13 protein-coding genes are annotated in these 17,081 nt (G+C 40.5%); 7 read left to right on the top strand and 6 right to left on the bottom strand.

The window, feature by feature from the left end; translation table 11 throughout:
- The first annotated feature begins 21 nt into the window (after window positions 1-21).
- The 3 genes from ETF27_RS05640 to ETF27_RS05630 all read left to right on the top strand — a co-directional run bounded on the left by ETF27_RS05640 (window position 22) and on the right by ETF27_RS05630 (window position 4,201).
- Window positions 22-1,134: a phosphatidylinositol-4-phosphate 5-kinase gene (locus ETF27_RS05640; protein WP_130828598.1), complete on the top strand. Its 1,113-nt coding sequence runs from the start codon at window positions 22-24 to the stop codon at window positions 1,132-1,134.
- Window positions 1,135-1,245: 111 nt separating this feature from the next.
- Window positions 1,246-3,249 carry an alpha amylase C-terminal domain-containing protein gene (locus tag ETF27_RS05635; protein WP_240048134.1) on the top strand — a complete coding sequence of 668 codons (2,004 nt, stop codon included), beginning with the start codon at window positions 1,246-1,248 and terminating at the stop codon, window positions 3,247-3,249.
- A gap of 13 nt (window positions 3,250-3,262) precedes the next feature.
- Window positions 3,263-4,201: a hypothetical protein gene (locus ETF27_RS05630; RefSeq protein ID WP_130828597.1), complete on the top strand. Its 939-nt coding sequence runs from the start codon at window positions 3,263-3,265 to the stop codon at window positions 4,199-4,201.
- Between the two features lie 295 nt (window positions 4,202-4,496).
- Here the strand turns inward: ETF27_RS05630 and ETF27_RS05625 are convergent, their stop codons facing one another.
- The gene (locus tag ETF27_RS05625) at window positions 4,497-6,188 is read right to left on the bottom strand and encodes a putative transporter (RefSeq protein WP_130828596.1); all 1,692 of its coding nucleotides are present in this window, start codon (window positions 6,186-6,188) and stop codon (window positions 4,497-4,499) included.
- A 229-nt stretch (window positions 6,189-6,417) separates the two neighbouring features.
- Here ETF27_RS05625 and ETF27_RS05620 point away from each other — a divergent pair, with 229 nt between their 5' ends.
- The gene (locus ETF27_RS05620) at window positions 6,418-6,906 is read left to right on the top strand and encodes a hypothetical protein (RefSeq protein ID WP_130828595.1); all 489 of its coding nucleotides are present in this window, start codon (window positions 6,418-6,420) and stop codon (window positions 6,904-6,906) included.
- A 501-nt stretch (window positions 6,907-7,407) separates the two neighbouring features.
- Here ETF27_RS05620 and ETF27_RS05615 read toward each other — a convergent pair.
- The 5 genes from ETF27_RS05615 to ETF27_RS05595 all read right to left on the bottom strand — a co-directional run bounded on the left by ETF27_RS05615 (window position 7,408) and on the right by ETF27_RS05595 (window position 14,185).
- On the bottom strand, window positions 7,408-8,358 hold the full coding sequence (locus tag ETF27_RS05615) for a DNA/RNA non-specific endonuclease (protein ID WP_130828594.1): 951 nt from the start codon (window positions 8,356-8,358) through the stop codon (window positions 7,408-7,410).
- Between the two features lie 134 nt (window positions 8,359-8,492).
- Window positions 8,493-8,744 (bottom strand): type B 50S ribosomal protein L31, encoded by a 252-nt coding sequence (locus ETF27_RS05610; RefSeq protein ID WP_130828593.1) that lies wholly within the window; start codon window positions 8,742-8,744, stop codon window positions 8,493-8,495.
- Between the two features lie 143 nt (window positions 8,745-8,887).
- A complete protein-coding gene (locus tag ETF27_RS05605; protein WP_147785573.1) occupies window positions 8,888-10,231 on the bottom strand; it encodes a choice-of-anchor J domain-containing protein in 1,344 nt (447 codons plus the stop codon).
- A 28-nt stretch (window positions 10,232-10,259) separates the two neighbouring features.
- Window positions 10,260-11,588 (bottom strand): DUF5689 domain-containing protein, encoded by a 1,329-nt coding sequence (locus ETF27_RS05600; RefSeq protein WP_147785572.1) that lies wholly within the window; start codon window positions 11,586-11,588, stop codon window positions 10,260-10,262.
- A gap of 17 nt (window positions 11,589-11,605) precedes the next feature.
- On the bottom strand, window positions 11,606-14,185 hold the full coding sequence (locus tag ETF27_RS05595; protein ID WP_130828590.1) for a TonB-dependent receptor: 2,580 nt from the start codon (window positions 14,183-14,185) through the stop codon (window positions 11,606-11,608).
- 195 nt (window positions 14,186-14,380) lie between these two features.
- Here ETF27_RS05595 and ETF27_RS05590 point away from each other — a divergent pair, with 195 nt between their 5' ends.
- The 3 genes from ETF27_RS05590 to udk are packed head-to-tail and all read left to right on the top strand — an operon-like array spanning window position 14,381 to window position 16,689.
- Window positions 14,381-15,427 (top strand): endonuclease/exonuclease/phosphatase family protein, encoded by a 1,047-nt coding sequence (locus tag ETF27_RS05590; protein ID WP_130828589.1) that lies wholly within the window; start codon window positions 14,381-14,383, stop codon window positions 15,425-15,427.
- On the top strand, window positions 15,428-16,009 hold the full coding sequence (locus ETF27_RS05585; RefSeq protein ID WP_130828588.1) for a uracil-DNA glycosylase family protein: 582 nt from the start codon (window positions 15,428-15,430) through the stop codon (window positions 16,007-16,009).
- A 53-nt stretch (window positions 16,010-16,062) separates the two neighbouring features.
- The gene (udk, locus tag ETF27_RS05580) at window positions 16,063-16,689 is read left to right on the top strand and encodes a uridine kinase (RefSeq protein ID WP_130828587.1); all 627 of its coding nucleotides are present in this window, start codon (window positions 16,063-16,065) and stop codon (window positions 16,687-16,689) included.
- Window positions 16,690-17,081: the final 392 nt, after the last annotated feature.

Genomic DNA, 17,081 nt, shown 5'->3' with positions numbered 1-17,081 from the left:
TATTTTTAATTTCATAAGAACGTGAAGAATCTATATATAATTGTTTTATTTTCGCTCCTGCCTTTTGCTTCCATGGCTCAAGATATAGTGATTGGCTCCGTGGAATTGAAAGATGGGGGGAAATATCATGGTCAGCTATTTAGAGGAAAGCCCAATGGTAAGGGGAAAACCGTCTATAGAAATGGAGATGTTTACGAGGGAGAATACCAAAGAGGAAAACGACACGGAACCGGCACCTATACTTTCTCTGACGGAGAGAAGTATTCCGGGCAGTGGTTTCAAGACCAACAACATGGTCAGGGCGTTTTTACTTTTAAGAACGGCAATAAATATGACGGATTGTGGTACAAGGATTATCAGCATGGTCGGGGAAAGATGTACTATTACAACGGTGATGTCTATGATGGTGATTGGACGTTTGACAAGCGCGATGGGATGGGCAGGTACACCTTTGCCAATGGAGCGTATTATGACGGACAATGGAAGAATGATGTTAAAAGCGGACATGGGAAATTCTTTTGGCCTGATGGCTCTACGTTCACGGGGGATTGGATAAATAACGTGAAGGAGGGTAAAGGCATTTACCTTTATGCTGATGGTGATGAATACAATGGAAATTGGAAAAACGACCTGCAAAACGGTACGGGGATTTATAAGTTCAACAATGGAGACCGTTATGAGGGAGATTACTTGGATGGAGAACGCACCGGAGAAGGTATCATAAAATATAAGAACGGAGATTATTATGCCGGGCACTTCCTAAAAGGTTATAGGTCGGGACAGGGTACCATGTCTTGGAGAAATGGAGATGTATATACAGGAAACTGGGCCAATGATTTGCAAAATGGACAAGGCACATTGACAAAGAAAAACAAAGATGTGATAGAGGGACAGTTTCGCAATGGAAAAGTGGATGGGTTGGTTATTATACATTTCTCGGATGGCAGTAAATTTAAAGGAACCTATAGAGATGGGAAACGCATTGGCAGTGCCATTGAGATAAACGCAGAGGGTAAACGCTTCGAGGGCTTCTATAAAGATGACAAACGAGACGGTAAATTTATCGAGCGAGACAGAAATGGCAGGATAACCGCTGAAGGCTATTATGAGAACGGTTACAGACACAATAATTAACGCAAATGTTCCACTAACATATTATTTCCCATGCGAATGAAAAAAGTCAAGAACATATCAGCACAGAATAAAAATTTTCAGAAAGCTCGACAAGAGAATAACAAAGGTTTAATGGGGATTGTACAGAATGATCCTTATCTGCAACCTTTCAATGAAGCAATTAAAGGAAGACACGACCACGTTTCTTGGATGCTGAATCGCATTACAGAAAATGGGAAACTATCGCTCTCTGATTTCGCAAACGGTTATAATTATTTTGGCTTACACCAAACCATTGATGGGTGGGTATTTAGGGAGTGGGCTCCCAATGCCACCGACATTTTTCTCATTGGCGACTTTAATGATTGGAAAATCAATGAGGAATACCGCTGTAAAAAAATTGAAGGTACGCAGAATTGGGAACTTAAACTTGCCCCCGAAAAGATGTCTCACGGCAATTTGTATAAGATGTATGTGCGGTGGAACGGAGGAGAGGGAGAAAGAATTCCGGCATGGACTCAAAGAGTGGTGCAAGACAACAGAACAAAGATTTTCTCGGCGCAGGTGTGGTGTCCTGCCACTCCATACATTTGGAAGAACAAGAAGTTCCGACCGGAAACATCACCTTTGCTCATCTACGAATGTCATATCGGAATGTCGCAAGACGCCGAGAAAGTGGGAACCTATACAGAGTTTAAAAGCAATGTATTGCCCCGGATAGCAAAAGCCGGCTATAATGCCATTCAAATCATGGCAATACAAGAACATCCCTATTATGGAAGTTTTGGTTATCATGTGAGTTCTTTCTTCGCCGCCAGTTCCCGATTTGGAACTCCTGAAGAACTGAAGTCCTTGATAGATAAGGCTCACTCCTTGGGTATTGCCGTGATAATGGATATTGTCCATTCTCACGCAGTGAAGAACGAGGTGGAAGGTCTTGCCAATCTTGCCGGAGATCCGAACCAATATTTTTATCCGGGCGACCGACGCGAGCATCCGGCTTGGGATTCGCTGTGCTTTGATTACGGCAAGGACAATGTGTTACACTTCTTGCTATCCAATTGTAAATATTGGCTGGAGGAATATCATTTCGATGGCTTTCGCTTCGATGGCGTAACTTCAATGCTTTATTACAGCCACGGATTGGGAGAGACCTTTACCGGGTATGCAGACTATTTCAATGGTCATCAAGACGACAATGCCATCTGTTATCTGACGTTGGCAAATCTTCTCATTCATGAAGTGAATACAAGAGCCATAACCATCGCCGAAGAGGTTTCGGGTATGCCCGGATTGTCTGTACGGTATGCTGATGGTGGCTTTGGCTTCGATTATCGTATGGCAATGAATATTCCCGATTATTGGATAAAGACCATTAAGGAACTACCTGACGATAAGTGGAAGCCCTCTTCCATATTTTGGGAAATCACAAATCGACGTTCGGATGAGAAAACGATAGCTTATTGCGAATCGCATGATCAAGCATTGGTGGGCGATAAAACAATTATTTTCCGTTTGATAGATGCCGATATGTATTGGCATTTCAAGAAAGGAGACGAAACCGATATCGTTCGACGTGGCATTGCATTGCATAAGATGATACGACTTGCCACTGCTTCAACGATGAACGGCGGTTACCTTAACTTCATGGGCAATGAATTTGGGCATCCGGAATGGATTGATTTCCCCCGAGAGGGGAACGATTGGAGCCACAAATATGCTCGGAGACAGTGGAATTTGGTGGACAATAAAGAATTGTGCTATCATTATTTAGGGGATTTCGACAAAGATATGCTTCGAGTTATCAAGAGCCGGGAAAAATTTAATGAAACACCGGTAAAGGAAATATGGCACGATGACACCGATCAGATATTGGCTTATTGCAGAGGCGATTTACTATTTGTTTTCAACTTCTCCCCTTCCCATTCTTATCCCGATTATGGTTTTTTGGTGACTGAGGGAACATATCAGGTTGTTCTCAATACAGATAGCACATTGTATGGCGGATTTGGCTTTGCCGATGATAGCATGAAGCATATTACCAACGCGGATTCTCTGTATGCTCATCAACACAAAGGTTGGTTGAAGCTTTACATACCGGCACGCAGTGCAGTAGTACTTCGGAGAATGGTTTAATATTCCAATTAGCATGAATAACAGGCTTTTACGTATCATCGGTGGAACAATCTTCTGCGTCTTCAGCTTTTGTTACCTTTTCTTTTATCAAGGTGATGTCATGCGAATTACCCAGCACATTGTTTCAGGCGGACAAACCTCCTATTCGCCATGGTTGGGAGCCGTATTGATTACACTTGCTCTCCTTTTCTTGGCAATGGGAGTAAGGTTGCTGTTCAGTCTGAAGAAGTTGTCGGCTTTGGCTTATTTTCCTTCTGCCCTATTGCTTGCCTTAATCACTGACATAGATTCTCGTGCCACAACTCTTTTTCTACCAAACACACCATTATGGGTATTTATTGTTCTATTGATATTATTTATTCCGTTGATCATCTTCATAAGCAAACGTGAATCTCAATATTCATCTAACTATCTTTTCTTGCGCCAATTGTGGATGAACTTAGGAGTCCTGACCTTGCTGTTCCTATTAGTTTGCATCATGAGCAACCACGATAAGGGCTTCCATGATCGTGCGAAGATAGAAGCATTAATCAACGAGGGGAACTTCACAGCCGCATTGCAGGCTGCCAAAAGAATGGAAACGGCAGATTCTGTCAGTACCATGCTTATTTTATATTCCAATGCACGTCTGGGAACTCTTGCGGATAGTTTGTTTGAATATCCGCTGATGGGTGGTTCAAAGGTGCTGCAACCCGGGCGGATACACTCGCTTATGCAACCTGACAGCGTAATAAACAAGACTACACGGAGGTCTGCCAACTATCATTTAGCCGGTTTCCTCTTGGACAAGGACTTGCGAAACTTTGTAAAATATCTATCGCTCTATTATCCCACAGACAGCCTCCTGCCTCGATATTACCAAGAAGCGAAAGATATTTATCTTCATGGAGCCAACAAGAGCCAAGCCCAGAAAGGAAGTTACACTTACTATTATCTGCATTCTCCTCAATAAAAAAATTATTGCCGCTCTACTTAATCGACTCTTGTCGTTCTACTTAATCGACTCTTGCCGTTCTACTTAATCGACTTTTGCCGTTCTATCTAATCGACTCTTGCCGTTCTATCTAATCGACTACTGCCGTTCTATCTAATCGACTCTTGCCGTTCTATCTAATCGACTCTTGCCGTTCTATCTAATCCCCTTTGGTCGATTGGGTATTATTGCTGTCCGCAAAAAAAAATAAATTCCCCATAAAGCCATTCATGAATGCTTATGGGGAATTTGCATCTTTAGATGTTTATTGCACTTATCCGCAGCAGAACAAGATGATGAGTTGCGCCGCGAGGATTCTCAAGAACATGCTTAAGGGATAAACGGTGGAATAGCCGATTGCCGGTGCTTCACCGTTACATACAGAGTTGGCATAGGCAAGTGCGGGAGGGTCGGTGTATGTTCCCGCCAACATACCCATGATAGTAAAGTAGTTGAACTTGTATTTTAAGCGCGCAATGGATCCGATAATGAGTATCGGGATAATGGTAATCAGAAATCCGGTGTAAACATATTTCAGTCCGTCTCCCTGAACAACCGTTTCCCAGAAGCCATTGCCGGCCTTTATACCAACCGATGCAAGGAAAAGCGCAAGACCGAATTCACGGAGCATCATGTTTGCTGATGTCGTGGTATAGGTTACCAAGTGCATTCTATAACCAAATCTTCCCAAGAGAATAGCGATAATCAGAGGTCCGCCGGCTAAACCCAATTTCAAAGGAACGGGCATTCCGGGGACTGCCAATGGCAGGCTTCCGAATAATATACCTACCACGATTCCCACAAAGATGGTGGCAATATTGGGAGCATTCAATCGTTTCTGCGAGTTACCCATCATATCGGCAACACGTTCAACGTTTTCCTCCGGACCCACTACCATGATTTTATCTCCTACGTGGAAGTGGTGATTTCTTGAAGCAAAAAGATCCATTCCCTGTCGGCTGATACGCGTAACATTAACACCATAAACAGAGCTAAAGTGCATCTTGCCCAGTGTCTTACCGTTCATGGAACTGTTTGTTACGATAATTCTGCGGCTTACCATTGGCTGCTTCTGATCTTCCTCATGCCAGTTCGCATCAATTTGTGGCCCAATGAAAGCAGTAATGGCAGGAACATCAGCCTCAGCGCAAACTATCAATATCTCATCGCCCACCTCAAAGACGGTATCGCGCTTGGGAAGCGAAACAAGCCCATTGTGCATGATACGTGTACATACAATCTCACCTTTCAGGAAACTTGATATTTCTTCCAAAGTTCTTCCGGCAAGATAGGCATTATCCACCCTTAAATACATGGGATGGGGCTTTGCGTGTGGGTTTTCAGCTTCTTCACTTTCAAGTTTTTCATTTTCTTCTTCCAAGTTCACCTTACATATATATCTCACGGCGATGGTAGCTCCAATGATACCGACCACACCCAATGGATAGGCACACGCATAACCGGACGCGATGTCAAAGTTCGTCCCGTTGGCGAATACGCTCGACAATGCCTCTTTGGCGGCTCCAAGTCCGGGAGTGTTGGTTACGGCACCATACATCGTACCCACCATCATGGGAAGATTGGATGGATTGTTGGTGTCGAAAAAGATGTAATAACAAGCAAACATCACCAAGATGTTCAAGCCTATGGCCAAACACGACAGCATGTTTAATTTCAACCCTCCTTTACCAAAACTCTCAAAAAATCCCGGTCCTACTTGCAAACCTATCATGAATACAAAGAGGATTAAACCGAAATCCTGAAGGAATGTAAGGGTGGATACCGGGCCGGTGAAACCTACGTGCCCCGCAAGGATGCCTACAAATAGAATAAAAGTAACGCCAAGTGATATGCCTCCGATTTTGATTTTTCCCAAATAAACGCCGAAAGCAATCACCAAGGAATAGAGTAGCACGATATGAGCTACACTCTCCTGATTTGTAAATAAATTTATTAACCAGTCCATAAGTGTATTTTTAGCGAGCACAAAGGTATGTATTTTCTTGCACATTTGCTAACTTTTGTGTCATTAATTCATTCGTAATGGAAATATCCCCCTATTTTCAAGACAAAAGATTGATTTTCGTTTTATCGCATTCCTTTTTTCTCAACAATTCGTTGTAATCAAACTTTTTATTTAATTTTGCACTGTGATGAAGTATAGTGTTAAATGTAACAACTGCAATGAAGTGTTCATGGCAGAAACAGATAAATATGGGCAACAAAAATATCGCTGTCCGTATTGCGGTAACGTCGTAACTTGTCAATTCAATGAGCCGGAAGTTTTCCGAACCAAAGCACGTTCAATCATCCCCATCATTGATGCAGATGAGGTCGCCCCGACAGAAAGACAAATACCGGTTGCGACAACCGTGCTCTCCCACTCATCTTCCGCACAGGCTACAGGCGATGAGAGAGATGCCGATCATTCTACCGATTCAATAAGCCGGCATCGGGACGTGACCGAAAAGATACCCATGTTTTTTAATCATTCCACTTCTCGCCTGAAGCGTTTCCAAGATAAATATGCTGATGGTGATTTGTGGATTTTCTTTGGTTTCAGTTTCTTATTCGTCTTATTGGTCATTCTTAGTTTGTTTGTCATGTCGCAAGTGGTAAGTGGATTAGTGGACGGACAATCTTGGTTGTTTGAGAAATACATCAAGCTTAGAAATATGCTGTAAACCGATTTCTTTTCCATACCCTACACCCGATGCTTGCGATTCTTACAGATAAGTAGGTGTTCAAAAATAATTGCCACAATATTTTCGTTTAATTTTGAACACCTACTTAACTTTTTCTTCTTACTTGTCGTAATGCCGATGTCCCCATTTCATGCTCAACTTCATTCCAAGCAGAGAACAATTCCAAAAGCTAAGCGATTGCTTTCCAAAAGCTTAGCTTTTGGGATGTAAAAGCTTAGCTTTTGGAACGCGAAAGCTTAGCTTTTAAAAATCGATTTGTAAGTAATTGATTATCAGCACTTACTATCGCAACAAAAAAAGCAGTACGTACCTTTATTATTCTCAATATTAATCTCATTTTTTGTGTTCGCAACGGTTAAATAATAAAGGGGCTCAAAAAGCTATTTGGAAAATCGCATAAAACCTGATAATTTGGTATTTGACAAAAATAAATCCATCAATAATATATTTATATCTTCATTAAAAAATAATGAATTATCCTTATTTCAATCCCCATATTCTTGCGACATTTTTACGTGGAAGACTTTCTATTCGATTTTCAATTTCATCGGGAAGATTACAGAAAAAGTCTATTCCGGTAAGCTCTTCTAATTCATCGATGTTACGAACGTAAGACGCGGTAAGATTGCCATCATTTGCTTTGTGTTCGAACCAAAGTCCAATCGCCATATATGAATTCCCTTTCTTGGCAAGAATAGCCATATAAAAATATTTTGGGACAATGAGGCCGTTATTTAATTTTTGCATAATCAGGTTTTCACGATCTATTGTTCCACCTTTGACAACATAAAGGGTATCTCGAAAGCCATCGTTATTCTTACTTCTCAACCAGCTTTCAGCTTTTTCCCAAATTCCAGCGTTGAAACTATTCCATTGGGGTTGCATATTTGTTAAATAAAACGTCTGAATATTGGCTTCTTTGGAACATAGGCGGTCGGCAGACGGACAAATATGTCCATGATCAAATCCGGAACGCCAATATGGATCTGATGAAAATGCGTTATGCGCGTCCAATAGTGGGTCTTGTGGATATTGCAGTTCTCCGATATTTGTATTAGGTTTGTATCTGTTGGTATTTTGAATACTGTTATTTGCATACATTTGGTAGCAGCTCCATCGTTGTGATTTCTTCTGAATATCCCATTCCGTGCTATAGTTTACTCCATATTCATAATGGGTCTTCTTTTGTTTGTTGTCATAAGCAAGTTGGGCTTCATGAACAAGAATTATGTTGTTATCTCCCTTTACACGCGGAAATTCCAACCTATGTGTATAAAGGTTTTTATTCTCTAAGTTTGAATTGGAATTGTTTTGCGCTATTACCCCATCGTCTCCATCGATTGGTGATTTACTTCCACTACATGAATAGAATGTTGTAAAGAAAATAAAATAGGAGAATAATGCCAAGTTATATAATTTACTTCTTTTCATGATGCTATTGGTATCTGAATGATTTTAAAACTTGTTGCCTGCAAACAGAGAAACATTCTAAAATGATAAAGTGCGGTTAAGCGCATATGCAACTACGCTTGACCGCACTTTGTACCATCTGGTGTTATATGGTCTTATTTCTTCAACTTACCATAACGATTCATGAAGCGGTCAACGCGACCGGCTGTATCCACAAGTTTACTCTTTCCGGTATAGAATGGATGAGAGGTACTTGAGATTTCAATTTTTACCACTGGGTAAGTTTCACCTTCAAATTCTACTGTATCTGTTGATTTGCAAGTAGATCTTGAAAGGAACATATCGCCGTTGGACATATCCTTGAATACGACGGGGCGATAGTTTTCTGGATGAATACCTTTTTTCATTTTGTAATAATATAGTTTGTTAATAATAAAATATTTTCTATCAAGGGCTTGTCTTGTGTTCTTTGCTTAACACTTTCAGACAACTCAACAAGGCGCAAAATTACGAATAATTCCGCACCCTGCCAAATGTTTAGACAAGTTTTTTATTTTACGACAACATTCTTTATTTCCCAAGTGCCGGCAGCTTCCGCCGAACTGTTGTATTCAAAGGCGATAAATACTTGCGTCTTTCCTGCAAAAGGAGTCATGTCGCAAGTGGCATCCACAAAAGTCCAATTAGTTCCGGACGGCATACCATTGATATTAAGTGCTGTCCATTTCTTGCCATCTGTAGAAGCGAACACCTTACAACCCTCTGTAAGTGGCATTGCCTTGAAGAAATTAGCTGCATGTTGGAATGACAATGTTGCCTTAGTCAAGCCTTGCAAGCTGAAAGAAGGCGAAACAATTCTACTTTGTGTTTCATAGCTATTTGGTTTTTTAAACCCGGTAGCCTTCATCTGCTTATACTTCGCATCATGATACCAAACAAATTCAAGATCGCTTGGAAGAGGTTTGACATTTACTATCGTGAAGCCTCCCATATTCTCTGCAAAAGTAGCCTCTAATCCGACATTGGGTGCCGCGCCTTCTGAAATAGAGATGAGCTTGTTTTCTTTATCCATTTCATAGATGGTTTCACCATTTTTGTTGGTAAATGCTTTCAAAATGCCTTTTACTACAACTGTTTGTCCAGCTTTCAAATCATCTATGGATTTGAAATCAGCACCATTTAGCCCTTTCCCGGAATAAATTTGGAGTACTTTGTCAGTCCCATTGTCAGAGATATAATAAGAGATGCTCTTGTATTTTTCGTTGTAGATGAATACTTCGGAAATGATACCTTTCACATAAGCCTCTCCATTTAAGGCTTTCCCATCATTGTCTTTTATCTTTTGAATGGCTTGCGCAACAGTGAATGCAGTTGCTTCCGTGTTAAGGTCTGTTGCCGGTGTTGGTTCATTGGTCTTTCCGTTCAAAGAGTAGATGTAATTCCCTTGCGCAAACTCCTTTGTTCCGTTAAAGTTGATAAGTTTTCCGCAAATTACGACTTTGTCTCCTTTCTTGATTAGATCTTTTGAAGTGAACTTCTTATTCCCCAACGCATAACCGCGATAAACCAAGAACTGATTGGTGATTGAGCCATCATCTGAAATATAATAAGTAGCATTTCCAAAGGTTGCGTCATCTATTTCTTTTATATTACTGATGACACCTTTAACGTAAACAATCTTGTCAAGGTCTTTACCTGCGGTGATAAAATTTTGAGCCGCTGCGATGTTGAATGGGTCTTCCATTGTTCCTGTTCCTTTAGCTTCCGCTTGCGGTGTGTCAGTGGAGCCTCCATTTTCCTCAAACGTCATGTCGTAAGGCATTGGTACATCTTCGCAACTTGTAAAGGCGAAAGCTGTTGCCATTACCATAATTGAATAAATTAGCTTCTTCATATTATTGTATTTTTATTATCGTTGATATTTATTTTACTACTAAATTCTTAATTTCCCACGTTGCCGCACCGACTGAACTACTATTATAGAAAAACGCGATATAGATTTTCTTTCCACAATAGGGAGTTAAATCTGTTTTTGCGCTAACAAAATCCCAATTATCACCCGTTGGTTTAACATCAATCTTGAGAGTCTTCCAGTTAGTCTTATCAGTTGAAACTTGTACTTGCAGCTCTTTGTCAAAATCAGAAAAGAATTTTGCCGCGTGATCAAATGAGAGAGTTGCGTGTTTTGCTGTCGCGAGATCAATTTGCGGAGTGATAGCACGTGCATGCGTCTCGTAGTTGGTACCACCTACGTATGCGGAAGCTTTCATCCCATAAGCAGGAGATGCCCATCTCCATACATAGCTGAGTTCTGCCGGAAGCTCTCCTTGTTCGTAAGTCCAATCCGCAGGGTCTTCTGCAAGCGTACATGAATAGTATGCCGTGCTCGCTGTGTTTGCGGGTTGAACATCGTCCAATGTTCGTATAATGATTTCCCACTGATTGTTAAACCTCTTTATTATTCCGGTTATATCTACTTTCCCGGTTGGAATTTTCGCATTTGCAAAATCTGCAAAATTACTATTATAGACTATAATATTCCTGCTGTCTTGTTCGTTGAGTGTCCAGCTGACACTACCCGGACCGCCAGCTGCATTTGCAAAGGTGGAATCTACCGTAGAATTGTTGCTCTTGAAACTAACGTTGCGGATGATTCCTAATTTTCCTCCGTCTTTGTTTAAGTTCCAAGTTGTTGGAGTGTTCCCTACAGCGAATTCTTCCGGTTCAACTTTATTTCCGTTTGATAAAATTCTAAAGTGTTTATCCCATGTAGCTCTACTCATTCTTCCGATGGAATACAGTCCTTTTGAATTCATTGTAGGGACACCGATTTGTGCTTGCAAGCCATAGTTTCCCACATATAAATCTTTTAGGTTCATGATAATCTCAGTACCCACCGGCAAGAAACTATATAACCCTCCTTGCGCTATCGAGACAATGATGGCACCCGACTCGTCTTGCAGGGCTAACTCGTTATATATATTTCCTTGGATGTCGGTACTGGTTACTATTCCTTTTATTTGTATGTCGTCTGCTACTTTTTTGTAGCTTACTCCATCTCTATAATCAGTTAGGATTACATCGGAAAACTTCTCTTTTAATTGCGCAATAGAGATAACATTTGTTTCTTGAATGTCGTTATTGCCAAACGGTATTGAAGCTTTTTCATCGGTTTCCGCATAACTGTCTCCCATACATGATGCGAAGAGCGCACCGATTGCAACCATTAATAAAAATTTTATTTTCATCATCGAGTGAGTTGTTTCGTTTAGAATTTATATGCCAAATTTAACATACCATTGATACCATTTACATAGTATTTCTTGGGGTTTTTATAGAAGTTATAAGCTCTTGCGTTAGCTTCACCTGTAGCCTTATTGACTGTGTAGCTACTCCTGCTTTGTTCATATCCGCCACTTACCAGTTCTTGATTGTTCAAAAGGTTTGTTATCATCAAGTTGATGGCGAGACTTCCGTGCTTCAAATAAATGCTTTTACCTATAGAAGCATCGAGCATAAAGCCACCCTTTCCTTTGCTTTGTGCATAAGGAGTATAGTTTCCATTCGCATCAATTCCGCCGAATTGTGTACCCATCGTTTCCAAAGTACTTTGATAGCGTAAACTTGGTGCGTAGGACAAATAAATGCGGTCGTAATAATTTCCGGAAATATCGATAAACCATCCACCTTGATGAAAGCTTAATATGCCACTATAAGCTGATAGCGGTGTTCCGCTTTCGCGCATCCCTTTGTTATATACTATATCTTTGTAGTAAGTGTTCTTTGTGCTGTTCATATATACAACATCAGCATTGTTGATATTTTTAGCTTCGCTCCATGTGCCTAAGGTCTTGAAGTTTAAGAAACTTGTCAGTTTGAAGTCAAGTCCAAGCTCAACACCATAATAATTCTTCTTTATACCGGTCATGCTCACGTAGGTGAATGAATTAGCATCGTCAAAATAAAAATTCTGCCATTCCGTTACATGAGTGAGATGATTATAATAAGCACTTAAATTAGCATGCAACCATCTATTTGCATATTGATAGCTAAATTCGCTGGAGAAAATTCTTTCGTTGCGCAAGTTCTGAATAAAATTGTTATTCATCTCGGGGGAAACAAAAGCCGTGCTTGCCTTCGGAGCGCGATGCTCATAGCCTAATCCCAAGGACAAGGTATTATTGCCGTCGATTGTCCATATTCCGCTAAATTTACCGCCACCGGAAAGGAAGTCAGCATGTTTGCTTTTTCCATACGAGTTGTCAGCGAACATTCCATTACGCATATATCCTTTGCGATACATATTATCATAAGCCATTTTACCTGCAATAATGTAGTGGATGTTTCCAATAGACTGTGCATAATTACTCCAAACAATTCCTCGACGAACATTGATGTTATAATCATATCCGAATTTATCACCTTCATAAACCAACGCTCCCAATCCTTGAGCACCCATTGTGTTCAAGTCATATTGAACTCTGGGGTCAGTTGCGGTATAAGTACCGATGGCATAAGTATTGATGTTGTGGAAGCTCTTCGCGCCAAGCATATCTTCCATGGTTTGGTAATGATGCCCGAAGTTTTGACCGAGAATGATGCCGACATTTAAGACCTTATCTTTTCCAAAATTATTGGTAAGCGAAGAAGAGAAAGTTAAAGTCGTGTTATCATTGTGTTTCGCTTGTAGGTAATATAGCGCGTCCTGACCATTTTGTGCAGCTTGTCGGTTTGCATAATAAAGACGATCCCATTGAATTTGTCGATTCTCTTTGTGTCTCCACCATTCTACTGCCGAGTTCCAATCATTGAAAGCTTGCGATGTGCGGTACCTTGCGTTGTTTTCATTCCACACGTCATAATAGCTGCTTGGAAGGTTTTTCCAGTAGTCCGGTTGGGGATTGTCGCTATTGTTGTAATTCAGTTTTGTGCTCTTATACATTGAGTATTTTCCAAAGAAGCTGGTAGTCAATTTCAGTTTATCATTAATGTCCCAATCCCAAGTAAGAATACCTGCCGGAGCAAAGTCATTAACAACGCGGCTATTTCTTTTATGTCCATTTTGATATCCCCAATATGGATTATATTGGTAATCGTTTGCCAACCAGTATGCTTCATCGGTACTTGCGCCTTGTGATGCTCGTTCCGTGGGATTGCCCCATGTTGATAGACTTAACGAATGCCCGTTGTCCCATTTTTTTTGCACACCAAAGAAATAGGAGAGAGCGTTATAGAACGTTCCTTCCACATACCCACGATTAGCCCAGCGGTACGTTATATTGGCAGCGATTGCCCAGCCTTTGTTATTGAATCCACTTCCATAGGTGTACATACCTCGCATCAAATAATTACGGTTGGCTGCGGATAGGGTGAGACGATGCCCGGCTGCCATTGAACCCGCACGAAAATCGTAGTTATTGCTACCCGCCAAGCCTGTCATGGAAAAGTTGTTGTTTTCAAACGGAAGCGCAAAATCCACATTGCGTGTTTGTTGATTCAAGCCACCTACCAAAGAGAAACGAAATTGTCCGGTTTCCATGTCATTCATAGGGGCACCATTAATGTAAACATCGTTATACTTTTGATTAAGTGCACGGTAACGGAAGCGCATCGGCGAATATAGATAACCCACTTCAGACGCATAGACATTACTATTGGAGTTCAAAATTGTGATGTTTTCACTTCTGTCGTTATCTTCTCCTAACTGTGCCTCAGTAAATGTAAAGGCTGATTCGTCCATTGTATTTGCCATCTCATTGTCTTTATTCACTTTTGTATTTGTATTTTGGGCAAATACAATTGATGAACTGCAAACAGCGAGTATAGCCAGTTTCAGCTTTTTCTGCATAGTTGAAATAATTAATATAATTTTATACTTTGTTGCAAAGTAACGAAATAAATTTTAAATAAGAAAGTATTTTTTGATTAATATTCTATTAAAGATGCTTTAGTTTGGAATTAAATACCGATATTTGCAAAATCTAATGATGATTACATATAAACAATTATTCTGTAGTAATAGTAAATTTTGAGATATTGAAAGATGAGAAAATATTTATTTTTTCTTTTAGGTGCATTGTTGTTTTCCAACATAACATTTGCGCAAAAAAAGTATTCAGTTTATGCGATTGGTTTTTATAATCAAGAAAACCTCTTCGATTGTATTCACGATGAAGGCAAAAACGATTATGACTTTTTGCCCGATGGGCTTTATCGCTGGAACGAGATGAAGTATAAGAACAAGTTGAAGAACATGTCCAAAGTATTATCGGAAATGGGCACTGATGTGCTCCCGGATGTTGGATGTGCAATCATTGGATTGAGCGAAGTGGAAAATTCAAATGTGATGGATGACTTGACAGCTCAGCCGGCCTTGGCAAAGCGAGGTTATAAATATGTCCATATAGAAGGACCTGACAAACGTGGCATTGATTGTGCACTGCTTTATAATCCTAAATTATTTTCGGTCCAAGATTCAAAGTTGGTTCCGTATGTTTACGAACTACCCGCCGATAGTAATCATGCCACACGTGGTTTCTTAACCATTACCGGTACTTTGGCCGGCGAAAAATTAACGGTTATTGTTTGTCATTGGCCAAGTAGAGGCGCAGGTTCTTACTATCGAGAATTGGGTGGAAAACAAGTAAAAGCACTAAAGGATTCGATATTGAGAGAGGATCCTTCTTGCAAAATTATTGTGATGGGGGATATGAATGATGACCCAACCAACAAGAGTATGAAAGAATGCCTTTCCGCCAAAGGAGAAATTGAAGAAGTTGGAGATGGAGATATGTACAATCCATGGTATAATATTCTTGTGAAAGAAGGTAAGGGAACTCTTCTGTATCAAGGAAAATGGAATCTTTTTGATCAAATTGTGATGACTCCCAACTTAATAAATCGGACTGGTAAAAAAGATTTTTCAGAACTTAAATATTGGAAAAACCAAATTTTCCATCGCGATTATCTCTTTCAAGAGAGTGGGAAATACAAGGGAAATATTAAACGAACAACAGCAGGAGGAGTTTGGCTAAACGGATACTCAGACCATTTACCCGTTGTGGCTTATTTTGTGAAAGAACAGAAATAGATGGAGCTTGAAACTCATCCTTTCGAGCCTTGGCTGCCTTCCAATGCAAAGTTATTGCTGCTGGGAACTTTTCCTCCACCTCCCAAATGGTGGTGCGTAGAGTGGTATTATCCCAATTTTAGCAATGACATGTGGCGTATCTTTGGGCATATATTCTTTCATGACAAATTACACTTTGTCGATGAACGAAATAAGACTTATAGATTGGGATTGCTCAAACCTTTCTTGAAAGAGAAAGGCGTGGCAATTTTCGACACGGCTCTGAAAATTCATAGACCTACAGGCACAGCTTCTGACAAAGATTTGGAAATTGTTGAGACTTCAGATTTAGATGGAATATTGCGCGCGCTGCCTAATTGTAAAGCCGTGGTTGGTGCCGGACAATTGGCTTCTCGACTTATAACATCCCATTTCCATATTGACACAAGGCACCTGAAGATGGGAGAATATGTCGGCTTTGAATTCTCGGGGCGTAATATTCGTCTTTACCGACAGCCAAGCAGTAGCAGGGCGTTTCCGATGAAAGTGGAAAAGAAAGCTGAGTATTATCAACAGATGTTCGAGGAAATAGATTTGAAGTAACACGCTCTTTTTAACAAAAAGGAATTAGCGAAATAAAAACATGTAAACCTTAGATGGACGATAAAATAACAATCATTGGCATAGCCGGAGGAACCGGTTCCGGAAAAACTACTGTGGTAAAGAAAATAGTCGAAACGCTACCCCCTCATTTCGTTGCAGTCGTACCGCTTGATTCTTATTATAATGATACGACCGGTATGACGGATGCGGAGCGCAAAGCCATAAATTTCGACCATCCCGACGCATTTGATTGGAAATTACTAATCAAGCAAGTAAATGATTTGCGCAATGGAATTGCAATAGAACAGCCAACTTATAGTTACCTCTTGAGCAACCGCTTACCTAAAACAATTCATGTGGAACCCAAGCCGGTAATTATTATAGAAGGAATCATGACCCTTATTAACAAGAAATTACGTGACGTCATGGATTTGAAAATCTTTGTTGATTGCGATTCCGATGAACGCTTGATTAGAAATATTGAACGCGATACGATTGATCGGGGAAGAACCGTCTCCATGGTGGTGGATCGCTACTTGAAAGTCCTAAAGCCCATGCACGAGCAATTCATCGAGCCAACCAAGCGATTTGCCGATCTCATCATTCCGCAGGGGGGAGAGAATGCCAAGGGAATAGGTATTTTGTGCAAATATATACAAGGGCTTGCACCCCAGGCATAACATTGTTTATCCAAATCGGTCATTAGGATTTCCCGGTGTTGTATGGCAGTGAGAAAATCTTTATCTTTTCCCTATTGTGTCCTAAATAATTTTGTGCCCCACGCAAGGTTGAATCAAATCATGAGACTTTACGTATTTTGTTCCAATGCCGGATAGCACCATTCTCTTCATGACGTCAATTCGTATTCAGGTAATGCGGTAGTGTCCTTAAAAGTGTGTAATTCATCTTTCCTTTCTCTGTACTTCCACTGTTATTTTATTCTTTTCTTTCCAGTTTTTGAATTGATATATTTTCCTTTCATATGTTGTCTTTGTTTCCTCTTTCGCCACGGCTGCAAGGAGGAAGATGACGGCCTTCCCTGATGGCGTGCTTGTTCTGATTTGGCCGGTTC

Origin of the sequence: Prevotella brunnea (assembly GCF_008016795.1) — a bacterium.
In the GTDB taxonomy this organism is placed as follows: domain Bacteria; phylum Bacteroidota; class Bacteroidia; order Bacteroidales; family Bacteroidaceae; genus Prevotella; species Prevotella brunnea.
Note: the sequence above shows the minus strand (reverse complement) of the source record. Positions and strands in the feature narration are given on the sequence as shown.